The 21,563-nt window shown below is 55.3% G+C and carries 20 protein-coding genes and 1 riboswitch; of the genes, 14 read left to right on the forward strand and 6 right to left on the reverse strand.

The annotated features are described in order from the left end of the window. Window position 1 precedes the first annotated feature (1 nt). A complete protein-coding gene (locus BA6348_RS04500; RefSeq protein ID WP_007777312.1) occupies window positions 2–727 on the forward strand; it encodes a nucleoside phosphorylase in 726 nt (241 codons plus the stop codon). 62 nt (window positions 728–789) lie between these two features. Here BA6348_RS04500 and BA6348_RS04505 read toward each other — a convergent pair whose 3' ends face one another. From BA6348_RS04505 to BA6348_RS04515, 3 genes are read right to left on the reverse strand one after another with little or no spacing between them, the layout of a single operon-like run. After that, a complete protein-coding gene (locus tag BA6348_RS04505; protein WP_005827573.1) occupies window positions 790–1,116 on the reverse strand; it encodes an ArsR/SmtB family transcription factor in 327 nt (108 codons plus the stop codon). Between the two features lie 24 nt (window positions 1,117–1,140). Beyond that, window positions 1,141–2,895, reverse strand: coding sequence for a SulP family inorganic anion transporter (locus BA6348_RS04510; protein ID WP_026557585.1), 1,755 nt, complete (start codon window positions 2,893–2,895; stop codon window positions 1,141–1,143). Window positions 2,896–2,951: 56 nt separating this feature from the next. Beyond that, the gene (locus BA6348_RS04515; protein WP_155808538.1) at window positions 2,952–3,092 is read right to left on the reverse strand and encodes a hypothetical protein; all 141 of its coding nucleotides are present in this window, start codon (window positions 3,090–3,092) and stop codon (window positions 2,952–2,954) included. Window positions 3,093–3,194: 102 nt separating this feature from the next. Between BA6348_RS04515 and BA6348_RS04520 the strand changes: the two genes are divergently transcribed. Genes BA6348_RS04520 through BA6348_RS04550 form a run of 7 tightly spaced genes read left to right on the forward strand, consistent with a single transcriptional unit; the run spans window position 3,195 to window position 9,432 of the window. Beyond that, window positions 3,195–3,794, forward strand: a complete 600-nt coding sequence (locus BA6348_RS04520) for a glycerol-3-phosphate responsive antiterminator (protein WP_005827577.1) — start codon at window positions 3,195–3,197, stop codon at window positions 3,792–3,794. Then, window positions 3,772–4,434 carry an HAD family hydrolase gene (locus tag BA6348_RS04525; protein ID WP_005827579.1) on the forward strand — a complete coding sequence of 221 codons (663 nt, stop codon included), beginning with the start codon at window positions 3,772–3,774 and terminating at the stop codon, window positions 4,432–4,434. The genes BA6348_RS04520 and BA6348_RS04525 overlap by 23 nt, the downstream gene beginning before the upstream one ends. Before the next feature lie 4 nt (window positions 4,435–4,438). Further along, window positions 4,439–5,506, forward strand: coding sequence for an ABC transporter ATP-binding protein (locus BA6348_RS04530; RefSeq protein WP_005827580.1), 1,068 nt, complete (start codon window positions 4,439–4,441; stop codon window positions 5,504–5,506). Beyond that, window positions 5,506–6,462 (forward strand): carbohydrate ABC transporter permease, encoded by a 957-nt coding sequence (locus BA6348_RS04535; RefSeq protein WP_005827582.1) that lies wholly within the window; start codon window positions 5,506–5,508, stop codon window positions 6,460–6,462. Before BA6348_RS04530 ends, BA6348_RS04535 begins: the two co-directional genes overlap by 1 nt. Before the next feature lie 27 nt (window positions 6,463–6,489). Continuing rightward, window positions 6,490–7,317: a carbohydrate ABC transporter permease gene (locus BA6348_RS04540; protein ID WP_005827584.1), complete on the forward strand. Its 828-nt coding sequence runs from the start codon at window positions 6,490–6,492 to the stop codon at window positions 7,315–7,317. A 29-nt stretch (window positions 7,318–7,346) separates the two neighbouring features. Then, on the forward strand, window positions 7,347–8,681 hold the full coding sequence (locus BA6348_RS04545; RefSeq protein ID WP_005827586.1) for an ABC transporter substrate-binding protein: 1,335 nt from the start codon (window positions 7,347–7,349) through the stop codon (window positions 8,679–8,681). 31 nt (window positions 8,682–8,712) lie between these two features. Continuing rightward, window positions 8,713–9,432, forward strand: coding sequence for a glycerophosphodiester phosphodiesterase (locus BA6348_RS04550; protein WP_007777298.1), 720 nt, complete (start codon window positions 8,713–8,715; stop codon window positions 9,430–9,432). Between the two features lie 62 nt (window positions 9,433–9,494). Here the strand turns inward: BA6348_RS04550 and BA6348_RS04555 are convergent, their stop codons facing one another. Together BA6348_RS04555 and ggt are read right to left on the reverse strand one after the other, a co-directional pair. Continuing rightward, window positions 9,495–11,483, reverse strand: a complete 1,989-nt coding sequence (locus tag BA6348_RS04555; protein ID WP_122953094.1) for a methyl-accepting chemotaxis protein — start codon at window positions 11,481–11,483, stop codon at window positions 9,495–9,497. A gap of 119 nt (window positions 11,484–11,602) precedes the next feature. Beyond that, window positions 11,603–13,321, reverse strand: a complete 1,719-nt coding sequence (gene ggt / locus BA6348_RS04560) for a gamma-glutamyltransferase (RefSeq protein WP_007777292.1) — start codon at window positions 13,319–13,321, stop codon at window positions 11,603–11,605. Window positions 13,322–13,505: 184 nt separating this feature from the next. Next, window positions 13,506–13,594: riboswitch (cyclic di-GMP riboswitch) on the reverse strand. 222 nt (window positions 13,595–13,816) lie between these two features. Between ggt and BA6348_RS04565 the strand changes: the two genes are divergently transcribed. From BA6348_RS04565 to BA6348_RS04580, 4 genes are all read left to right on the forward strand, one after another. Beyond that, window positions 13,817–14,434, forward strand: a complete 618-nt coding sequence (locus BA6348_RS04565; RefSeq protein ID WP_005830323.1) for an SET domain-containing protein — start codon at window positions 13,817–13,819, stop codon at window positions 14,432–14,434. Between the two features lie 84 nt (window positions 14,435–14,518). Beyond that, complete coding sequence (locus tag BA6348_RS04570) at window positions 14,519–16,186, forward strand: glutamine--tRNA ligase/YqeY domain fusion protein (protein ID WP_035316699.1); 1,668 nt, start codon at window positions 14,519–14,521, stop codon at window positions 16,184–16,186. A gap of 147 nt (window positions 16,187–16,333) precedes the next feature. Next, entirely contained in the window at window positions 16,334–17,668 is a 1,335-nt protein-coding gene (locus BA6348_RS04575) for an APC family permease (protein WP_005830319.1), read from the forward strand. 43 nt (window positions 17,669–17,711) lie between these two features. Beyond that, window positions 17,712–18,005, forward strand: a complete 294-nt coding sequence (locus BA6348_RS04580; protein ID WP_005830317.1) for an alpha/beta fold hydrolase — start codon at window positions 17,712–17,714, stop codon at window positions 18,003–18,005. Between the two features lie 105 nt (window positions 18,006–18,110). Here BA6348_RS04580 and BA6348_RS04585 read toward each other — a convergent pair whose 3' ends face one another. Then, on the reverse strand, window positions 18,111–18,806 hold the full coding sequence (locus BA6348_RS04585) for a hypothetical protein (RefSeq protein ID WP_005830315.1): 696 nt from the start codon (window positions 18,804–18,806) through the stop codon (window positions 18,111–18,113). Between the two features lie 155 nt (window positions 18,807–18,961). Here BA6348_RS04585 and BA6348_RS04590 point away from each other — a divergent pair, with 155 nt between their 5' ends. Together BA6348_RS04590 and BA6348_RS04595 are read left to right on the forward strand one after the other, a co-directional pair. Continuing rightward, the gene (locus tag BA6348_RS04590) at window positions 18,962–19,705 is read left to right on the forward strand and encodes a gluconate 2-dehydrogenase subunit 3 family protein (protein WP_007777280.1); all 744 of its coding nucleotides are present in this window, start codon (window positions 18,962–18,964) and stop codon (window positions 19,703–19,705) included. Window positions 19,706–19,724: 19 nt separating this feature from the next. Then, window positions 19,725–21,440 carry a GMC family oxidoreductase gene (locus BA6348_RS04595; protein ID WP_005830310.1) on the forward strand — a complete coding sequence of 572 codons (1,716 nt, stop codon included), beginning with the start codon at window positions 19,725–19,727 and terminating at the stop codon, window positions 21,438–21,440. Window positions 21,441–21,563 lie beyond the last annotated feature (123 nt).

Consider the following 21,563-nt stretch of genomic DNA (forward strand, 5'->3'; position numbering starts at 1 on the left):
GATGCTGACCAATCTGAAAGTAGACCCGGAACAACTGCCAAAACGCGCTATCGTCTGCGGCGATCCGAAACGCGCTGCCTTGATCGCCTCCAAGCTGGAAAACACGCGGCAAATTGGGGAAAATCGCGAGTACCACAGCTATGCCGGAAGCTGGAGGGGCACGGAGGTAGCGGTAGTCAGCCACGGCGTCGGTTCGCCTGGAGCGGCTGTATGCTTTGAAGAACTGGCGAAGGGTGGCGTACAGGTCATCATCCGCGTCGGGACGGCCGGATCGTATCAGCAAGAAATCGAGCCGGGCAGCCTCGTCATCAGCTCGGCTGTTGTGCGCCAGGACGGGCTTACAAGCCAGTTGGTTCCGCCCGGTTTCCCGGCTGTCGCCAATCGCCGCGTGGCAGATGCGCTCGTGCAAGCAGCAAAAGCGCACGAATCGGGGCTGCACGTAGCGGAAGGCATCACGCTGACGCTCGATGTTTTTTACAGCGGCGTCCTCGAATTTCCGCACAAGCTGTACCAAAAAGCAGGGGTGTTGGCTGTCGAGATGGAAAACTCCGCGCTGTTCGTCATTGCCGCGCTGCGCGGCATGAAGGCCGGGTCGATCCTCGCGATTGACGGCTACGCCGATGCCGATTTGCTTGCCTCGTACAACCCGCACACAGAGACGATGGCCAAAGCGATTGAAGCCGAGGCGCTGATTGCGCTGGATGCGCTAGTGTCCGTTTCCGCATAAAAATGAAGCAAGCCCGGGACGATGAGAAGTCCCGGGCTTTTTCTTTTGCCATACGACAGCCGCTATTCTTCATTGAAGCGATCCAGCATCGAGATCGTGTCGATCAGGTGGTTGTTGAAAATTTGCCGGGCAACGCTGAGCAGCTCGATAATCATCGGGTCGCGCAAGGAATACGTCACCTTGTTTCCGTCCTTTGTTCCGTACACGATGTTGTTGTTGCGCAAAATAGCGAGTTGCTGGGAAACGGCCGAGCCTTCGCTGCCGATGAGCGTTTGCAGCTCGTTCACGTTTTTGTCTCCCTCCGCCAAGAGCTCCAGAATCCGAATCCGCAGGGGATGCCCCAGTGCTTTGAAGAAATTCGCTTTAAATTGCTGTAGCTCCAAATTCAATAGCAGGTTCCTCCGATCTTTTCGTCATACCGACGTTTGGGATGTTTGCTGCACGCAAGCCGTTTGCGAGTGAGGATCAGCCAGGCTCGCGCATTCCCGGAAAGCAAAGTGCTGGCAGCCCAGACATTTGCCGACGTCCAGCCGGCGCAGGGCGTACTCGATTGCCTCTCCGGTGTGGTCGAAAAAGTGTGCTTCGCCGATGAGCGCATAAAGGCCCGTGCGCTCTAAAATTTGTTTCGGGGCGTTTTGGATTCCGGAGACGAGTACCGTTGTTCCCTGACTCATGCATTGTTTCACGATCCGCGACAAATTGGCTTCGCCCGTCATGTCCAGAAACGGTACTTTGCCCATTCGCAGCAGCAACACTTTTGGCTGATGCTGCAACGTGTTCGCAAGCGAGCTTTCGAACAGATCGGCATCCCCGAAAAAGAGCGGTCCCTCGATCGTGTAGATGCTGATTTGCGGGCAATCGTGCTGGGACGTCACCATGTGAGGCGTGACCTTCTCATGCTTCAAGGAAGGGTCGGGCAATACTTTGGCTACTCGCAGGCTTTCGCGCATTCGTTTGATAAACAGCAGCACGGCCAGCACCAGCCCGACCTCGACGGCGGTAGTCAGATTCGTAAAGACAGTCAACAAAAAAGTAATCAGCAGCACGAGAGAGTCGCTCGTCCTTGCTTTCAGGATGTGCGCAAATTCCTTGCGCTCGCTCATGTTCCAGGCGACCAGCATCAGAATCGGCGCCATGCTCGCCAAAGGAATGTGCGAGGCGTAAGGAGCGAGCAGGACGAGAATGAGCAGGACGACGATGCCGTGGACGATTCCGGACACAGGGGAGGTCGCTCCGCTGCGGATATTCGTCGCGGTTCTGGCAATCGCGCCTGTAGCGGGTATTCCCCCGAAAAGCGGCGTCACCATGTTGGCGATGCCTTGCCCGATCAGCTCCTGGTTGCTGTTGTGGCGACTGCGTGTCATGCCATCCGCGACTACCGCAGACAGCAAAGACTCTATCGCTCCTAGTATAGCAATGATTAGAGCGGGACTCAGCAGTTTTTGGACGCGCTCCAGCGTAATTTCAGGAAAATGGAAGCCGGGCAGCGCGTTGGGAATCTCTCCGAAGGTCGAACCGATCGTCGCGACTTTTCCTTCGAAAAAGAGGAAGGCAACGACGCTGGAAATGACCAGGCCGACGAGCGAGCCTGGAATATTTCGCACGAAGCGCGGCGTGATTAAAATAATGGCGAGACTCAAGACTGCCGTCGCTACGCTGTACAAGCTGGTTGTATCGAGGTGAACGGCGACTTCCTTCATGTTGGACAAAAAGTCCTCGTGCCGCTGCACTTGCGACAGACCGAGGAAATTGGCGATCTGCCCCGTAAAAATAATGACGGCAATCCCGGCAGTAAATCCGATGGTGACGGGGCGGGGGATGAATTTGATAAGTCCGCCAAGCTTGAGCAGCCCCATCAGGACGAGAAGAATCCCGGCCATGAAGCCCGCGAGCAGCAAATCCTCATAGCCGTACTGCATGACGATGGCAAACAAAATCGGGATAAAGGCCCCGGTCGGCCCGCCGATCTGGTAGCGGGAGCCGCCAAAAAGCGAGATGAGCGTACCCGCGATGATGGTGGTGTAAATCCCGTACTCCGGTTTGACGCCTGAGGCGATCGCGAACGCCATGCCAAGCGGAATTGCGATAATCCCTACGATTAGTCCTGACACGCAGTCTTTTCTGAATGCTTGCGTATTGTAGCCCTCAAATCTAGCGGCCCACTTCATGGTAGCAACCCTTCTTTTCGTATATTCGAATATTTGATTATTTGAATATAGATGGATCATACTCCTGCTCGGCGATTTTCGTCAATCGCATCCTTACAGGAACTTTGCCCTTTTTTTACAAACGCTTCAAGTTCTCTTAATGCTGGTGCATTACCATTCAAAGTAACAAGTGAATACATCCCTTCGGTTGGAGCCATGGAGAAACCCCCGACAGCCTTTCCAAGCACTTTCATCGAGAGTTCTTTGGCAATTGTCATGTCGCTGTGGGTTTTTTTGTTGAGGGCAAAGGAGGCTTACGAATGAATCAGGAGCAGTTTCATGCCAGGCTGGCCGCGTACAAGCTGATCGCTTCCGTGAAGGAGGCGAAGTACCTGGAAAAAGCGGCCGAGGCGCAGGTGAGTGCCGCGGTGCTCTCGATCGGCAATATCGGTGTGATAAAAGGCTACGTGGACTTTTTCAAAAGCAGGAATATCCCGGTGTTTCTTCACCTGGAAAGAATCGGCGGCATCAGCTACGACCGGGAAGGCATCGCCTTTTTGGCGCATTACGTGAAGCCGGACGGGATTGTGACCACGCGCAATACGCTGGTCAAGCTGGCGAAAAAGCAAGGCTTGTTGACGATCCAGCGGCTGTTTCTCGTCGATAGCGACTCGCTCAAGTCCGGGCTGTCGTCTCTGCAGGAAACGCAGCCTGACGCGGTCGAGCTGATGCCTGCCCTCTTGCCGGAGTACATCGCGGAGTACAAGCGGGTGATTGATATTCCGATTATTGCTGGAGGATTAATCCGCAAGCGGGAACAAATGGAGGAAGTATGGCAGCATGGAGCGACTGCGGTGTCAGTCGGCAGCCCCCTATTGTGGAAGGAGAGTTTTTTGCATGATTCAAGCGTTGCTGTTTGATCTGGATGGCACCCTGCTGGACAGCCGGGATGCGGTCATCGACGCGGTCGCCTATACAGCAGAAGAGTATGCGCCGGGGCACTTCAGCCGGGAAGAGCTGCTCGCGCGCTTTGGCGAGTCGTTTGACGATTTTTTGGCGGCTGTAGCTGCGGCAGCAGGCGTGCCTGACAAGCGCGAGGTGCTGGACAAGTACTTTGCCTACGTGCGCGAAAACCATGCCCGGCACGTCCGCCTGTTTCCTTACGTGCGAGAAGGGCTGGAAAAATTGAAGCAGGCGGGCTACCAACTGGCGGTTGTCACCAACAAGCAGCGGGAATTTGCGCTGGCCGGGCTGGAGCAGGCGGGGATTGACAGGCTGTTCGACGTGATCGTCACCGTCGACGACGTGACGAGAGGCAAGCCTGCTGCCGAGCCTGTGCACAAAGCGCTGGCAAGTCTGGGCAGATACCCGGAGCAGGCGATGATGATTGGAGATAGCCGCTACGACGTGCTGGCGGCTGTTGCCGGCGGGGTGTCGGCCGCAGTGCTGGAGTGGTACGGGCAAGAGGAATGGCTCTACGCGGTGCCTGATTTCCGCTATGCCGATTTTGAGTCATTTGTCACTGATATGCTGGCCGCCAAGGCGCAAGGAGGGAGATGAAGAAATGGCGCGAGTGGTATTGCAAGGGGTAACGAAAACCTTTCAGAACCAAAAGGTGGTCAAAGGACTGGATCTGGTGATTCCGGACGGCTCCTTTACCGTTCTGGTAGGGCCATCGGGGTGCGGAAAATCGACGACTTTGCGGATGATCGCAGGTCTGGAGACGGTGTCAGGCGGGGACATTCTCATTGGCGATCAGGCGGTGAACGCGTTGCCGCCCGGAAAGCGCGATGTCGCCATGGTGTTTCAAAACTACGCGCTCTACCCGACGATGAACGTGTTCGACAATATCGCCTACGGCTTGCGAAACCGGGGAACTTCCAAAAAAGAATGCAAGGTGCTCGTAGAGGAAATCGCGGAAATCGTCGGGTTGTCCGACTATCTCAAGCGCAAGCCGTCCCAGCTCTCCGGGGGTCAGCGGCAGCGCGTCGCTCTCGCCCGGGCGATGGTGAAAAAGCCAAAAGTATTTTTGATGGACGAGCCGCTGTCCAACCTGGACGCGAAGCTGCGCAACCAGATGCGCGTAGAGCTGACCAGCCTGCACAAACAACTCGGAAGCACCTTCATCTACGTGACGCACGACCAGGTGGAGGCGATGACGATGGGCGACCAGATCGTCGTCATGAGCGACGGACACATCATGCAGGTGGCGGCCCCGATGGATTTGTACCAGGAGCCGGAAAACTTGTTTGTCGCCCAGTTTATCGGCTCGCCCGCGATGAACGTCGTGCCGGCGGAAGGCAGAAGCGAGCAGTTGTGGGGATTTCGCCCGGAAAAAGCGCTGCTTTTGCCTGCAGCGGTCTCCCCGGTTCCGGCCGACGACAGATGGGTGGCAAAAGGCCAGATCGTCTCCCGGGAAATACTCGGCTCGGACACGCTGTTCCATGTGGAGACGGAAAAAGGCAGGGTAATCGTCAAGGCCGACACCGAGGAAGCGGGGCAGCTTGGCGCAGCCGTTACCGTCACAGTCGCAAAGCCGCACATGTACGTGTTTGATCGGGCAAGCGGAAAAAGAGTGGGCCGACTGGGCGGACGCGAGCAAGTATCGACGCTTGCAGGAGGGGTGAGCTGATGCGAAAGGCGGCAACTGCCCACGAGCTGCCGGGTACCGGACAGGTGCAGGCAAAAGCGGCTGTGAAGCCTGCGGCATGGCTGGAGCTCGCGACGCGTCTTCGCCCGTACCTCTATCTGGCGCCTGCGATGATCTGCTTTTTGCTGTTCTTTTTTTACCCGATCGGGTCGATCATCTATTTGAGCTTTTTGGACTGGTCGCTGATTAACCTCGAAGAAATGGATTGGGTCGGGCTGCAAAACTACCGCGATTTGCTCGGCGACCAAGATTTTCGGCAAGTGCTGGGCAATACGGCGGTCTTCACCGTCGCGACAGTGGGAATCGGCTTGACGCTCTCCTTTTTGCTCGCGCTGTGGCTGAACAAGAAGGCAAAAGTGTACGGAATCATCCAGGCAACAGTGTTCAGCCCGCACATCATCTCGCTCGTTTCTGTCTCTATGCTCTGGATGTGGCTGATGGACCCGCAGTTCGGGCTGCTGAACGCGGCGCTCGAAGCTGTCGGGCTGCCGGGATACACCTGGCTGACCGATCCGAAAAGCTCGTTGTTGTCTCTCATCATCGTCAGCATCTGGAAAGGCGTCGGGTACAACACGCTCATTTTCATTGCCGGGCTGCAAAGCATTCCGGGAGACATTTACGAGGCGGCCGCGCTCGATCAATCGCCTTGGTGGCGGACGCTTGTGCGGATTACGGTACCGATGCTGTCACCGACGATCTTCTTTTTGCTCATCATCAATACGATCTCGTCGTTTCAGGCATTCGATACGATTGCGATCATGACCCAAGGTGGGCCGATCAACAGCACGAACATGCTCGTCTACTACATTTACGAGCAAGGGATGGATTTTTACAACGGCGGGCTGGCTGCGGCTGCATCCGTCATCCTGTTGATTCTGGTAGGGATTTTAACGGCACTGCACTTCGTGTTCATGTCCAAGCGTGTGCACTATCGTTGACGACATGCGAGAGAAAGGAGGAACAGCATGAAACGAGTGGGTGCAATCTCTTTGAAAACAGCAGAGTGGGTCGGGCTTTTGGTTGTCGCTTTGTTGTTTGTGTTTCCGTTTTTATGGATGGCCTCTACCGCCTTCAAGACGATGCCGGAGGTCAGGCAGTTTCCGCCGACCATGCTGCCTGAATCGTGGGAGTGGAGCAATTTTGCCCACGCCTGGGAGTCTGGGCCGTTTCTCATGTACACGGTGAACAGCATTTTGGTGGCCGTCGGAATTTTGGTGCTGCAGTTTTTGACCGCAGTTCCTGCTGCCTATGCGTTTGCCCGCTATCAGTTTCCCGGCCGCAACTTGTTGTTTGGCCTCGTGCTGATCGTCCTGATGATTCCCGGACAGGTGATCTTTTTGCCGATCTACGTGCAACTGAGCGGCTGGGGGCTGGTCAATACGCTCTGGTCGCTGATTATTCCATACGCGGCGAGCGCATTCGGAATTTTCCTGCTTCGCCAGGCGTTCATGCAGGTGCCGGACGAGGTGATCGAGGCGGCGCGGCTGGACAATGCCTCGGAGTGGAAAATCATGTGGACGATCATGGTGCCGATGGCGAAGCCGGTGCTGGTCACATTCGGGCTGTTCAGCTTCATTTATCACTGGAACGACTACTTCTGGCCGCTGATTATGACCAACAGCGACGAGGTGCGCACACTGCCGATCGGGATTTCGAGTCTGCACATGTCAGACGGCGGCACGCTGTGGAACGTCATGATGGCGGGGAACATGATCCTCATCCTGCCGATTCTCGTCATTTTCTTCGTGGCCCAGCGCCATATCATCAAAGCGTTTGTCTACCAATCCAAATAATCGAAAACGATGTGGGAGGAAACCAAATCATGAAGGCGATGAAAAAGACAGGAACGATTCTATGTGCACTTGCTCTCGGCTTGTCAGGCGTACTGGCTGGCTGCGGCTCGACTGGCAAGGAGCAGGCTGCCGGCACGGGCAACGCGACTACCCAGCCGGCAGCGGAAACAGCGGCAGAAAACGGCCCGGTGGAGATCGACTTCTGGTATGCGCTCGGCGGCGTGCGCGGGAAAACGATTGAAGATATGGTCAAAAAGTTCAACGAGACACATAAGGATATTAAAGTAAAAGCGGCATACCAGGGCGCTTATCAGGAGAACCACTCCAAGGTGCTCGCCTCTGTCGCGGCGGGCAACAATCCCGATGTGACGATGGTAGAGATCGCGTCGATCGCCGCCTTTGCCGATGCGAAAGTACTGGAAGATTTGACGCCGTACTCGCAAGGCGAGGAGAAAAAATACATTCCCGGCCTGATGAAAAACTCCTACTGGAAAGACAAACTGTACGCCGTGCCTTTCAACCGTTCCACACCGCTTCTGTACATCAACCGCGACATGCTCAAGGAAGCGGGGCTCGATCCGAACGGCCCGAAAACATGGGATGAGCTTATCAGCTTTTCGCAAAAGCTGACCAAGAAGGAAGGCGACAAAGTTACCCGCTACGGCTTCTCCACACCTGTTGACATCTGGTTCTACGAGGCGCTTGTATTCCAGGGCGGCGGCAGCATTTTGAGCGAGGACGGCAAGGAGCTGACGCTGAACAACGAGGCGGGCAAGGCACCGCTTGAGCTGTGGTCCAAAATGGTCAAGGAAGGGCTGATGAAAAACCCTCCAGGCGAAAACTACAACGCGTGGGATGTAGCGGAACAGGACTTTTTGAACCAAAAGGTCGGCATGATTTTCACCACGACAGGCTCCTTGACGGAGTTGAAGAAAAATGCCAAATTTGACATGGGGGCAGCTTTCCTGCCAGCGAATAAAAACTACGGTACGCCTACAGGCGGCGCCAACCTGGTGATGCTGGCGAAGTCGTCTGACGCCGAGAAAAAAGCGGCGTGGGAGTTCATGAAGTGGATGACCGACACCGAGCAAACAGTGCCGTGGTCGATCGCTTCCGGATACATGCCTGTGACGACTGACGCTGTAGATTCGCCGGAGATGAAGGCATTCTATGAAAAAGATCCGAACTTCAAGGTCGCGGTCGATCAGTTGCAATACGGCTATCCACGTCCGATGGCCCCTGGCTACAAAGAACTGCAGGATGTCATCCAGAAAGAACTGCAACGCGCCATGCTCGGACAGGCAACGATTGACGAAGCACTGCAAAATGCGACGGACAAAGGCAGCAAGCTGCTGAAAAAATAAGAGCGGCACGATACAGAGAGGAGCTCGCGACATGAACATATGTATGGCCCATCGCGGCTGGTCGGGCAAAGCACCGGAAAATACGATGGCTGCGATTCAACTGGCGCTGGCCGAGCCTGCGATCCAGGCGATGGAGATTGACGTGCAGTTGACGCGTGACGGTGTTCCGGTCCTGATTCACGATTTTACGCTGGAGCGCACGACGAACGGAAGCGGGCTAGTCAAAGACCACACGCTTGAGGAACTGCGCCAGCTCGATGCGGGCAAATGGTTCGACGAGAAGTTTGCAGGCGAAAAAATTCCGACTCTGGCGGAAGCGCTGGCTGCGATCAAGGGCCACTGCACGCTGAACATCGAGCTGAAGGCGACGAGCGACATGTACCCGGGAATTGCGGAAAAGGTGCTGGCGCTGGTGGAGCAGTACGGAATGAAGCAGGAAGTGTATGTGACGTCGTTTGACCACGAACTGATTCGCCACGTGCGCACGCTCGATCAGGAGGTGCAGACGGGGCTGATCGTCTACGGCCGTCCCGTGCTCATGCTGGAGCAGATCGAGGCGGCAGGCGCCAGCATCTTGTCCATGGGCTATCCGTATCTGACGCGGGAGCTGACAGCCGCCGCGATTGAAAAAGGGTTCAAGGTCATAGCCTGGACGCTAGATGAGCCTGCGTACATCCGGGAAGTCATGTCCTGGCATCCCGAGGTGCAAATTTGCACCAACCATCCTGACCGGATGCTGACACTGGGCTAAGCGAGCATGAACAAAAAGCCGTCGGGGAGAATCGGTCCCGACGGCTTTTAAGCATGTTCCCGCTATATTTTGAACCGGCTCACATGAGATTGCAGCTCTTCTGCGATTCTCGCCAGGGAAGCAGCAGAGGAGTTCACTTCCTCCATGGCGGCCAGTTGTTCCTCAGTGGCGGCTGACACGCTCTGGGTTCCGTCTGCCGAGCTTTCAGCGACCTGTTCAATGACGCTGACCAATTCGACGACCTTCTCGGTTCCGGCAGACATTTGTTCGGAATATAGCTTCACTTCCTGGATTTGGCTCGCTACTTGTGCGACTGCATCCTGAATCTGCTCAAACGATTTTCCGGCGTTGTTTACGACCGTCAAGCCGAGCGCGACTTCCTTGGTGCCTTGCTCCATCGACAGCACAGCCTGATTGGATTCCAGTTGAATGGCGGTAATCAGCTCTTTAATCTGCTGCGCCGATTGGGCGGACTGCTCGGCCAATTTGCGTACTTCGTCTGCCACCACCGCGAAACCGCGGCCTTGCTCGCCCGCTCTGGCGGCTTCGATGGCGGCGTTTAGCGCGAGCAGGTTCGTTTGCTCCGCGATCGCCGTGATGACCTGCACGATTTGCCCGATTTCCTGCGAGCTGTTTCCCAGCCGTTTGACGATATCCGCAATGTTGCTGACCGTATTTTCAATGGACTGCATCTGGCTGATGACGACCTGCAGCGTCTCGTTGCCTTCCACGGCGATCCGGGAAGCGCTCATGGCCGATTCGTCCGCGTACTGGGCATTCGCCGCTACTTGCTGCGCCCCTTGTGACACCCCTTGCATGGCGTGCACGCTGTCTTCTACGCTCCTCACCTGTTTTTCCGCGCCGTAGGCCACTTCCTGAATCGTAATCGCAATTTGTTCCGTCGCCTTGCTGGTATGTTCCGCATTCACCGACAGCTCTTCTGCGGAAGAGGCGAGATCGGTAGCTGTGTCGTTGACCTGTTGAATGATCGTGCGCAAGTTGTGCACCATTGTGTTTACCGACTGGGATAGCTGTCCGACCTCATCCTGCGAGCGGATTCGCAGAGGCTGCACGGTGAGTTCGCCTTCGGAAATGCGGTTCGCCACAGAGGCCACATCCACAATCGGACGGGTGATCTGGCGCGAGATCGCATACGCGATGGCGATGACTACAGCAACTACGCCAAAAACGATCAGCATGACGTTGTTGCTGACGGAAGAAACGGCGGCCGTGATAGATTCGACCGGAATGTGCAAGTACAGGCCAAAGTTCGTTTTCGAAATCGGCGAGTATGTGACGACGTATTCCTTGCCTTGGTCGGAGTAGCTGTAGGAGCCTTTCTCGGCTTTGTCCGCTTGCAAAATGTCGACCAAAGGCTGGGGCAGAGCCGATTCCGCAAGCGGCTTTCCGATCAGCTCCTGGTTGGGGTGGTATTGAATCTGGTGCTTGTTGTCCACCAGAATCGGGTAACCGTCGCTGCCGACGTTCAGATTGGCCAGAAACGTCGCGGCGAACTCGTCCACGTTGACAAGCCCGGTCAGGACGCCGAGCGCCTCCTTGTTTTTGCCGGTGACGGGAGCAGCGACGATGATCGAACGGTTGCCCGTTGTTTTGGCGACCAGGACATCGGAGTAGCTCGGTTTGCCCTGCATGCCGTCCTTGAAAAATTGCCGCTCGCCAAGGTCGATCCCGACGCTTTTCGGGAACGTATCGGCGGATACTTTTCCGTCGCTGCCGATAAACGTATTGCCGTCGTACAGCTTCATTTCTTCGGTAAACTTGCGGATGAACTCGTTTTTCGCCGCCGCGTCAGCCGATTGAATATCAGAGGTGCGGGCCAACACCTGAATTTCGGTCATGCGCCGGTCCAAATATTGATCCATCGCCATCGCGGTACTGGAGGTCAGGTCGACATACGACGCTTTTTGCTTGTCGATCAGGATGGATGAAAAGCTGTTCGTAATAAACAGCGAAACGACGGCCAGAGGAATGACTGCAACGGTGAGAAACCAGAGAATCATTTTGTTCCTCAGCTTTTTGAACAAAAACATAGGCTTTTCCACTCCTAAATTCGTGCTTGGCAATTTCTTTCTGTCTTGCGTAGAACGCTGCCTGCCCGAAAGAAATGCACAGTCAGACTGCCGAGAAGACTCAGCAGCCTGACGAGCGATTAATATCCCATTGCCGCGCCTTCCCCGCGAGGGTCAGCGCCGCCAAACTTCACATTCGTTTGCGGATCAATCAAGATCGCGCCGGACTGGCCCATCGCATCGGTGTAGGCTGCTTCCAGCTTTTCGACCGGATGGCCGCGCTTCACCAGCTCGTCCAGAACGTCCTGCGGAATCCGGCTTTCGACTTTCAGGTTGTTGGAGGCAGAGCCCCAGTTGCGGCCGTGCAGCCATCTTGGCGCTTCAATCGCGTCCTGCACGCTGAAGCCGAAGTCGACGATGCGCGTGACGAGCGCCGCCTGCGTTTGCGGCTGGCCTTCGCCGCCTTGTGTTCCGTAGAGCAGGTAAGGCTTGTCTCCTTTAAAGAGCATCGCCGGGTTGATCGTGTGGAAGGTGCGTTTGCCCGGTTCCAGGTGATTGATGTGTTTCGGGTCCAGAGAGAAGTAGCTGCCGCGGTTTTGCAACAGGACGCCCGTGTCTTTCGCGACGATGCCGGAGCCCCAGTCAAAGTAGTGGCTCTGGATGATCGACACGGCATTGCCGTCCTTGTCCACGACGCCAAACCACGTAGTATCGCCTTTTGGATCGAGCGGCTCGACCGCTTTTGCCGCTTGCTTCATGTCAATGCGCGCTGCCAGTTCTTTTCCGTGCTGCTTGGACAACAGCTCGTCCACAGGAATATCCACGAATGCCGGGTCAGTCAGCCATTTGTCACGGTCGGCAAAAGCTTGTTTGGTCGCTTCGACGATCGTGTGGTAGTAATCCGGCGTACCTTCGCCCATGCTCTTGAGGTCAAAGTTGTTCAGCACGTTCAAAATCGAGAGCGAGGCCATGCCCTGGGAGTTGGGCGGCACGTTGTACGCCTTGTAGCCGCGATAGTCTACCGTAATCGGCTCCGCCCAGGTGGAGGTATGCTTCTCGAAGTCTTTCAGCGTGAGCAGCCCGCCGTTTTTTTGCAGGTCGGCGACGATTTTTTGCGCGACTTCGCCTTTGTAAAATCCGTCGGCGCCTTTTTGGGCAATGATTCGCAACGTTTTGGCAAGGTCCTTTTGCTTGAGAATTTCGCCTGCGGCATACGGCTCTCCGTTCGGCTTCAGGAACGTTTTGCGGAAGCCCTCGAAGCGCTGGAGATTTTTCAGCTCGTTGTCAGTCGGGTCTGTTGCGTACTTGGTCCAGTAAACCTGGTTGGGCGAGACGGGATAGCCGTTTTCGGCGTACCCGATCGCAGGCTCCAGCAGCTTGTGCCAAGGCAGCTTGCTGTTGCCCATGCTTTTGTGCGCGTAGTTGTAGGCTTCCCACCAGCCGGAAACAACGCCGGGAACCGTGTTGGCAGACTCATAGCCGCGGGAAGGAATTTTGTCGTAGCCTTTGCTTTTGTAGTATTCGATGGTTGCCTTTTCGCCAGCTCGTCCGCTGCCGTTCAATGCTTTCAGCTCTTTTGTTTTGGCGTTGTAAATGAGCCAGAAGTTATCCCCGCCAATGGTCGTGTAGTGCGGATAGACGACGGCGAGGGTAGAGGCGGCGGTAATCGCGGCGTCTACTGCGTTTCCGCCGTCTTCCAACGTTTTCAGGGCTGCGGCTGTAGCCAGATAGTGAGGTGTTGTGACCATGGCATTTGGCGACATTGATGTTGGACGATTGGCAGCTTGGACCGGAGCGAATGTTGTCAGGCCGATAGCGGCGGTCAATGCGACGGCAGAAAGTTTTTTCCAAAGTGACATCTCATGAAGCCTCCTTGTATTTTGGTGAAAAGGTTCAACAATCCGACAGCTTTTCGCAGCCTCACCTCCTTGACCGGGACAGACAGAAAATTCCTTATACCTACAAAAATGGACAAAAACAGACAATGAGTGCGCAAAAAAAGACCAATGATATAGGATCATTGGTCTTGTCCTACATCAATATTTCGGTAGCTGGCTGGCATGCCCGCTCGTGCGGAGGTAGCCCCTCTAGCTTTGCGTCGCCGGATTTCCCCGGGTTTGCCGTTTCGATATCAATGAAAAATTAATGCAAATGTTGCAGGTAAAATTTCCTAAACCTGTTTGTCAATAATATAGACGATTTGTCGATTGGGGTAAATAAGGAAATTTCTTTTTATCTAGAAAAAAGGAAGCATCAGGGAAATACGCGTTTTTCACCGACATTCACACACCTCTGTTGGCCGAACTGCTTATGATGATAAAAAGGCACATTTGCCAAGGAGTGAAACAACGACCATGATGCATCCCGATACAGAGCTTCGCTATATCAACGACGAGATCGGGTACGGTGTGTTTGCGACAAAGCTCATTCCCAAAGGCACGATTGTCTGGGTCCAGGATGATCTCGATCAGGTATTAGACCCGGCATTTGTGGAAAAACTGGATCCATTAAGAAAACAGGACGTGCAAAAATATTCGTTCAAAAATCAGTTCGGCAAATACATCTTGTGCTGGGATAAGGCCCGGTTTGTCAACCACAGCTTCCATGCGACCTGTGTGGCGACGATGTACGATCTGGAACTGGCGGCGCGGGACATTTTGCCGGGCGAGGAACTGACCGATGATTACGGAACGCTGAACCTGGATGAACCGTTTGACTGTTTGCCGGAGCCGGGCACGAGCCGTTCAAGGGTGATGCCTGACGACTTGCTGCGCTACTATCGCCAATGGGATGAGATCGCAGCCGCCGCCTTCGAGCGGTTCAATCAGGTTGAACAGCCGCTGCTCCACCTCGTAAGACCTAAGCATTTGCAAACCATTCGCGGCATTACCGAACAGCAGCGGTCGCTCGACTCGATCATTTCGCTGTACTGCCAGCCGCAATCGCGATGGCCAAAAGAGCAGGAGTGGTAGACGCAGCGGGCCGGACAACGGCCCGATTTTGTTGAACTCTGGGAAGAGAATCAGTATTATGGAATGTAAAGGTGAAGTGAAAGGTTGATTTCATTGGAAAACAAGGTAGCGTCATCCAATTTTATCCGCAATATCGTGATTGACGACCTGCAAGCAGGCAAGGTCAAGGAAGTCATTACCCGCTTTCCGCCGGAGCCGAACGGGTATCTTCATATTGGACATGCAAAAGCCATCTGCCTGAATTTTGAACTGGCAAGCGAATTTAATGGCAAGGCTCACCTCCGTTTTGACGATACCAATCCGGTGAAAGAAGACACTGAGTACGTGGAAGCGATCAAAACAGACGTCAAATGGCTTGGCTTTGAATGGGACGGGCTGTTTTTTGCATCGGATTACTTTGAAGAGATGTACAAGCGTGCGGTGCTGTTGATTCAAAAAGGCAAAGCCTACGTGGACGATCTGTCTGCCGAAGAGATGCGCAAGCTGCGCGGAACGTTGACGGAGCCGGGCGTAGACAGTCCGTACCGCAACCGTTCTGTGGAGGAAAACCTCGACCTGTTCGAGCGCATGCGCAACGGAGAGTTCAAGGACGGGGAAAAAGTGCTGCGTGCCAAAATCGACATGTCCTCCCCGAACATCAACATGCGCGATCCGGTTTTGTACCGCATTTCCCATACGACCCACCACAACACGGGAGACAAATGGTGCATTTACCCGATGTACGACTACGCGCACCCGCTGGAGGATGCGATTGAAGGCGTGACCCACTCGCTCTGCTCGCTCGAATTTGAAGACCATCGTCCGCTGTACGACTGGGTCATCAGCGAGTGCGAGATGGAGCACGTTCCGCGCCAGTACGAGTTTGCCCGCCTGAACCTGACCAACACGGTCATGAGCAAGCGCAAGCTGAAACAGCTCGTAGACGAAAACGTCGTCGATGGCTGGGACGATCCGCGCATGCCGACCATTGCAGGCTTCCGCCGTCGCGGCTTTACGCCGGAAGCGATTCGCACGTTTGCCCGTGAAGTCGGGGTAGCGCGCAGCAATAGTACAGTCGACGCGAAAATGCTGGAGCATTTCATCCGCGAGGACTTGAAGCTGAAAGCACCGCGCACGATGGCTGTTTTGAATCCGCTGAAAGTCGTCATCACGAACTATCCGGAAGGCCAGGTCGAGATGCTCGAAGCGGAAATCAACCCGGAAAATCCGGAGATGGGCAATCGTCAAATTCCGTTCTCCCGCGAAATCTACATCGAGCAGGACGACTTCATGGAAAACCCGCCAAGCAAGTATTTCCGCCTGTTCCCGGGAAATGAAGTCCGTCTCAAGCACGCCTACTTCATCAAATGCAACGACGTGGTGAAGGACGCGGATGGCAATGTCATCGAGCTGCACTGCACCTACGACCCGGAGACGAAGAGCGGAAGCGGGTTTACAGGACGCAAGGTAAAAGGGACCATCCACTGGGTAGATGCGAGCCAGGCAGTACCTGCCGAGTTCCGTTTGTACGAGCCGCTGATTCTCGACGATGAGGACACGGAAGGAAGCTTCCTGGACAACATCAACCCGAACTCGCTGGAAGTGTTGAACGGATTCGTCGAGCCGAACATGAAAGACACGAAGGCGCAGGACAAATACCAGTTTTTCCGCCACGGATACTTCAACGTCGATCCGAAGCATACGACGCCGGACAAGCTGGTCTTTAACCGGATCGTTTCGCTGAAAAGCTCGTTCGAACTGCCAAAAGCGTAGTACAGGCGCAGGCTGTGACAAACACAAAAACGCTGTTGCGGCATGGGAAAACCGTGTGCAACAGCGTTTTTTCATCAGGCAAGGCGTGGAACTTTTCTCATTCGCGTGTATAATTATTCGTGTTGCACCAGAGAAGGAGGACAGGCAGTGAATGGGGGAGCAGAGCTTACACGCAGCTTGAAGCTGTGGCATATCGTCGTAATTGGCCTGGGGTACATGGCTCCGATGGCCGTCTTTGACACTTTTGGCATTGTAGCCGAGGAAACCGGTGGACACGTTCCTGCTGCCTACGCAGTGACGCTGCTCGCCATCCTGTTTACCGCCGCGAGCTACGGGAAAATGGTCCGCGCGTTCCCGTCGGCAGGGACCGCGTACACGTACACGCAGCAAACGATCCATCCGTATGCGGGATTTTTGGTCGGATGGGCGTCGCTGCTCGATTATTTGTTTTTGCCCATGATTAACGCCCTGCTGACAGGGGTGTATTTATCGTCCGTCTTCCCCGAGGTGCCGACCAGGTGGTGGATTATCGGATTTATCGCACTGATTACATTATTGAATGTGTTCCGGGTCACCGTGACGGCTTCTGTCAACTCGTTTCTCGTGCTGTTTCAAATCGCCTTTGTCATTTTGTTCGCGGGGTTGTCCATTCGCAGTCTGGTTCAGGGAGAGGGGCTTGGGCACGTATTCAACATCCAGCCGTTCTTCTCGCCCGATCTGTCCGTAGTCGCGTTACTGTCGGGCGCCTCGATTCTTTGCTTTTCCTTTTTGGGCTTCGATGCCGTGACCACGCTGACCGAGGAAACGGTCGAGGCCAAAAAGACGATTCCCCGGGGGATTTTGCTGGTCGCGCTGGCAGGGGGAGCGCTGTTCATTACCGCTTCGTACTTTATGCAATCGTTGTTTCCTGATGTTTCTGTATTGTCTGACCCCGAAGCGGCCTCCGCGGAAATCGCGCTGTTTATCGGCGGCTCCGTGTTTCAGCTACTGTTTTTGGCGGCAGCGCTGTCTTCTACGCTCGCCTCCGGGCTTGTGTCGGTGACCAGCGTCACGCGGCTTTTGTACGCGATGGGGCGGGACGGCTATTTGCCGCGAAAATGGTTTGGCTATGTGCATCCGAAGCTGAAAACGCCTTTGCTCAACGTCCTTTTGGTCGGGACGCTGATGCTGTCCGCGCTCTACCTGGACCTGTTGACCGCGACGTCGTTCATCAACTTCGGGGCGCTGATCGCCTTCAGCTTTGTCAACCTGAGTGTCATCGCCTACTATCTCAGGCTCAAGCAGGAAAGGCGCATGGCCGATTGGTGGGGCTATCTGCTGGCGCCGCTGATCGGGACCGCTTTTATCGCGTTTTTATGGATCAGTCTTGATATCAAGTCGATGATGCTCGGACTGTTGTGGACGTTTGTCGGCCTTGTTTATTTGTTTTATTTGGTCAAAATCAAGGGAGCCAGGCTGGAGCTGGTGAAATTCGATGAGTAGCAGCTTCACAGACGAAAGCGGGGATGAAAGGAGCGCGGGCAAAATGAAGAGGGGAACCGGAGCGAGTGTAGTGCGGACAAGCCGCATCCCGATCGCGGGAGGGGAGCTGGAATACAGCGTAACAGGCAGAGCGGATGCCCCTGTGCTGTTGCTGCTCGCCGATGAAACGAAGCTGCCTGATGAAGCGCAGCGGACCTTTTGCCGGGAAGCCGCTGTCCGTTATCAGCATGCCGTACCGCAGGCAAAAGTGAGGACGATACCGGATTCGCTTCATTTGCTGATGGTGACTCATCCACAGGAGACGGTGAAGGCCATCGATGAATTTTTGCATAGCTAAAGGGAAAGGGACAAGCGCGCGCTGCTTGTCCCTTTTTGTCTTGACCAATGGCTTGACGCAGCCATGTTTTCTCATGAACTGGCCGGTCAGCGCTTGCCGGTCTGTCTATCGCTTCGCCTCGCGGAAGAGCCTGTCCAGCTCGTCCGCCATTTTTTTGTCCCGGTTGTTGTCTCGCAAATGTTTTTTCACTTTTTCCAGCGAGTCGATCCCTTTTTTCGAGTTGACCGTCCAGACTTTCGCATCGGTGCCGTACAGGCGCTCTACGACGGTGCGCGCTTGCGTAAACAAAGCGTTCCGATCGCTGGTGCCCAGCACGCCTGTCGTGTTGGTTCTCGCCTTCGCCCCTGCGATGCCGTTCGCCGTATCGTTGCCTCTGCTGCTGCTGCCCGCATAGCTGCTCAGCAGGTGGGACTGCATCGGGTCCATCGAATTGATCGAAGCCTGGTTGGCGGTCGTCGGCGCAAGAAAAATAGCATCGCCGACGATCAATGCCTGGATGCCGTGAACTCCGGCTGCGCCGAGCTGTGCTTCCAGCTTGGTCGAGGGGCCGCCGCTGTGCAGATGCGAGCTGCCGATGGAGCTGTACACGCCGTTGCCCATTCCGCTGAAAGTCGTGCCGTGAGAGTTGGTTGTCAGCTTTTTGTCGCGGTCTACGCTGGGAATGACCGTCTCGCCCGCTCTGTCCGGATGTACGGTATGTGTCCGGGCCGGTTCTTGCGGCGCAGCCTGGTTGTTGCAGGCCGAAAGCAGAAGCGCGATGCCCAATCCGGTGCTGCCCACCCATGTTCCTAAGCGTTTCATCGTAATCCCTCCAACTGTTGCTATATAGGTAACCATATCCTTTGTTTGCCTCTGGAAACTATGTGTGGAGCATGTTGGGAAAATTTCCGGGAAATGCGTTTAGCCTGTCGAAAAAATGCGCAAACCAAGGGAAGAGAGAACTGGAGGTGGTAGATTTGGCAGAATCAAACAACAGGCATGAGCAGCCAGTGTCGCGTCGGCACTTTTTGAAAAACACTGGTCTGGTGCTCGGTGGTCTGGTTGTCGGGGGAGTGGCAGGAAGCCTGCTCCGCAAGCCGGAAGCACCACCGCAACCGGGAGCGACACCGGCTCCTGCTGCCGATTATAATCAGGCGCTGATGTATTTCAGTCCGGAGCAGTTCAAGGTAGTGGACGCCGCATGCGAGCGAATTTTCCCCGAAGACGAGCTAGGCCCGGGGGCAAAAGCGTTGGGCGCGGCTTACTTCATCGACCACCAGTTGGCGGGCGATTGGGGGTTCAACTCGCGCGAATACATGCAAGGTCCGTTTTATCCGGGGGAAGTGACCCAGGGCTATCAGGGCAGGCTGAAGCGGCGGGAAATATTCGACATCGGAATTCAGGAGCTGAACAACTACAGCCAGTCTACACATGGCAAACGCTTTTACGAGATCACGCCTGAGCAGCAGGACGCCGTGCTGAAGGCGTTTGAGACAGACGAGGTGAAGCTGACCACGATCTCGGCCAGCGCTTTCTTCAAAATGCTGCGCGCCAGCACAATCGAAGGGATCTACGCTGACCCGCTGTACGGCGGCAATAAAAATATGGATGGCTGGAGATTAAAAAATTACCCAGGTAATCAGATGACCTATACACAGGTGATCGAGCAAGACAAATTCGTGAAGATGGAGCCCTTGAGTTTGCGGGATCATCAACACTGACAACACGGGGTGAAACAACATGGCCAAAAAATTGCCCAAAGTGGATGTCGTCATCGTGGGTGTAGGCTGGGGCGGAGGGATTATCGCCTCGGAGCTGACGAGGCAGGGGCTGACAGTCGTTGGACTGGAGCGAGGCAAAGAGCGGAAAACAGAAGATTACTTCATGGTACACGACGAACTGCGCTACGCGCTCCGCTATGAAATGATGCAGGACTTGTCCAAGGAAACGATCACCTTCCGCAGCAACACCAACGTTCGCGCGCTCCCCATGCGCTCGTACGGCTCTTTTTTGCTGGGAACGGGGCTGGGCGGATCGGGCGTTCACTGGAATGGCCACACGTTCCGGTTTTTGCCGTACGATTTTGAGATACGCAGCAAGACGGTCGAACGCTATGGCGAAAAGAAAATTCCCGAGGGCATGACGATTCAGGACTGGGGCATCACGTACGATCAACTGGAACCTTACTTTGACAAATTCGAGCGAATGGCGGGCATTTCGGGAGCAGAAAATCCGCTCGGGGGCAAACGTTCCCAGCCGTACCCGACGCCGCCGATGAAAACGACGCCGAGCATGAAGCTGTTTGAGGAAGCGGCGAAAAAGCTGAATTTGCATCCGTATCCGCTCCCGTCCGCGAACCTGTCGGAAGCGTACACCAATCCAGACGGTATTTCCCGGGCCGCCTGTCAATATTGCGGCTTTTGCGAGCGGTTTGGTTGTGAATACGGCGCGAAGGCAGACCCGGTTGTCACGGTCATTCCCGTGGCGAAGAAGACCGGGAAGTTCGAAATCCGCACGCATTCCCACGTGCGCCGCATTTTACATACGGGCAACAAAGCGACAGGCGTGCTGTACACGGATGTGACGACGGGCGAGGAAATCGAGCAGCCAGCCGATATCGTGGTGCTGACCAGCTACGTATTCAACAATGCCCGCTTGCTGCTGATGTCCAAGCTGGGCAGACCGTACGACCCGAATACAGGCAAGGGCGTCATCGGGAAAAACTACTGCTATCAGGTCATGCGCGGCGGAGCGACAGGCTTTTTCGAGGACAAAGAGTTCAACAACTACGCTGGCGCCGGCTCGCTCGGTATGGTGCTCGACGATTACAACGGCGACAATTTTGACCATTCCAGCCTGAACTTCATTCACGGTGCCAACATCAGCGTCTCCCAGTACGGCCAGCGCCCGATCGCCAACAACACGGTTCCGGAAGGCACGCCGAGCTGGGGCAAGGAGTTCAAGGCCGCTTCAATCAAATACGCGAACCGCACGGTCAACGTCGGGGCGCAGGGAGCTTCCATGCCGTTCCGCCATCATTTCCTCGATCTCGACCCGACGTACAAAGACGCCTTTGGCGATCCGCTGATGCGGATTACGTTTGACTTCGAGGAACAGGACAGGCAGTTGGCCGCCTTTTTGTCCGAGAAATGCGGGGAAATTGCCAGGGAAATGGGCGCCAGCAAAGTGGAGGTGCGCGGCAAACTGGGGCCTTACGATATTACCCCGTACCAATCGACGCACAATACAGGCGGGGTCATCATGGGGGCATCGCCGGAAACTTCTGCGGTCAACAACTACTTGCAAATGTGGGACGCGGAAAACGTGTTCGTCGTCGGCGCTTCCGCCTTTGCGCACAACAGCGGCTACAACCCGACAGGCACGATGGGGGCGCTCTCGTACCGCGCTGCAGAAGGAATTTTGAAGTACCACAAGAGCGGCGGCATCCTCGTCTAAGCCGTTTTTTTGCCCGTGCAAAACTTCATTGTCAGCTTTGCAAAAAGCCGTTAGTGTATCTGACGGCTTTTTCTCGTTCGAGGCCAAACTTTTTTTGCGAAAATGCGAAAACACCCCGCCGTG

Source organism: Brevibacillus agri, from assembly GCF_004117055.1.
Classification (GTDB): domain Bacteria; phylum Bacillota; class Bacilli; order Brevibacillales; family Brevibacillaceae; genus Brevibacillus; species Brevibacillus agri.

Coding starts and splice junctions, on each gene's coding strand:
- BA6348_RS04535 (WP_005827582.1), top strand. CDS start 5,506: ATGCGAAAGGCGGCAACTGCCCACGAGCTGCCGGGTACCGGACAGGTG.
- BA6348_RS04525 (WP_005827579.1), top strand. CDS start 3,772: ATGATTCAAGCGTTGCTGTTTGATCTGGATGGCACCCTGCTGGACAGC.
- BA6348_RS04510 (WP_026557585.1), bottom strand. CDS start 2,895: ATGAAGTGGGCCGCTAGATTTGAGGGCTACAATACGCAAGCATTCAGA.
- BA6348_RS04565 (WP_005830323.1), top strand. CDS start 13,817: ATGATGCATCCCGATACAGAGCTTCGCTATATCAACGACGAGATCGGG.
- BA6348_RS04550 (WP_007777298.1), top strand. CDS start 8,713: ATGAACATATGTATGGCCCATCGCGGCTGGTCGGGCAAAGCACCGGAA.
- BA6348_RS04530 (WP_005827580.1), top strand. CDS start 4,439: ATGGCGCGAGTGGTATTGCAAGGGGTAACGAAAACCTTTCAGAACCAA.
- BA6348_RS04580 (WP_005830317.1), top strand. CDS start 17,712: ATGAAGAGGGGAACCGGAGCGAGTGTAGTGCGGACAAGCCGCATCCCG.
- BA6348_RS04595 (WP_005830310.1), top strand. CDS start 19,725: ATGGCCAAAAAATTGCCCAAAGTGGATGTCGTCATCGTGGGTGTAGGC.
- ggt (WP_007777292.1), bottom strand. CDS start 13,321: ATGTCACTTTGGAAAAAACTTTCTGCCGTCGCATTGACCGCCGCTATC.
- BA6348_RS04545 (WP_005827586.1), top strand. CDS start 7,347: ATGAAGGCGATGAAAAAGACAGGAACGATTCTATGTGCACTTGCTCTC.
- BA6348_RS04515 (WP_155808538.1), bottom strand. CDS start 3,092: ATGGCTCCAACCGAAGGGATGTATTCACTTGTTACTTTGAATGGTAAT.
- BA6348_RS04540 (WP_005827584.1), top strand. CDS start 6,490: ATGAAACGAGTGGGTGCAATCTCTTTGAAAACAGCAGAGTGGGTCGGG.
- BA6348_RS04500 (WP_007777312.1), top strand. CDS start 2: ATGCTGACCAATCTGAAAGTAGACCCGGAACAACTGCCAAAACGCGCT.
- BA6348_RS04520 (WP_005827577.1), top strand. CDS start 3,195: ATGAATCAGGAGCAGTTTCATGCCAGGCTGGCCGCGTACAAGCTGATC.
- BA6348_RS04585 (WP_005830315.1), bottom strand. CDS start 18,806: ATGAAACGCTTAGGAACATGGGTGGGCAGCACCGGATTGGGCATCGCG.
- BA6348_RS04555 (WP_122953094.1), bottom strand. CDS start 11,483: ATGTTTTTGTTCAAAAAGCTGAGGAACAAAATGATTCTCTGGTTTCTC.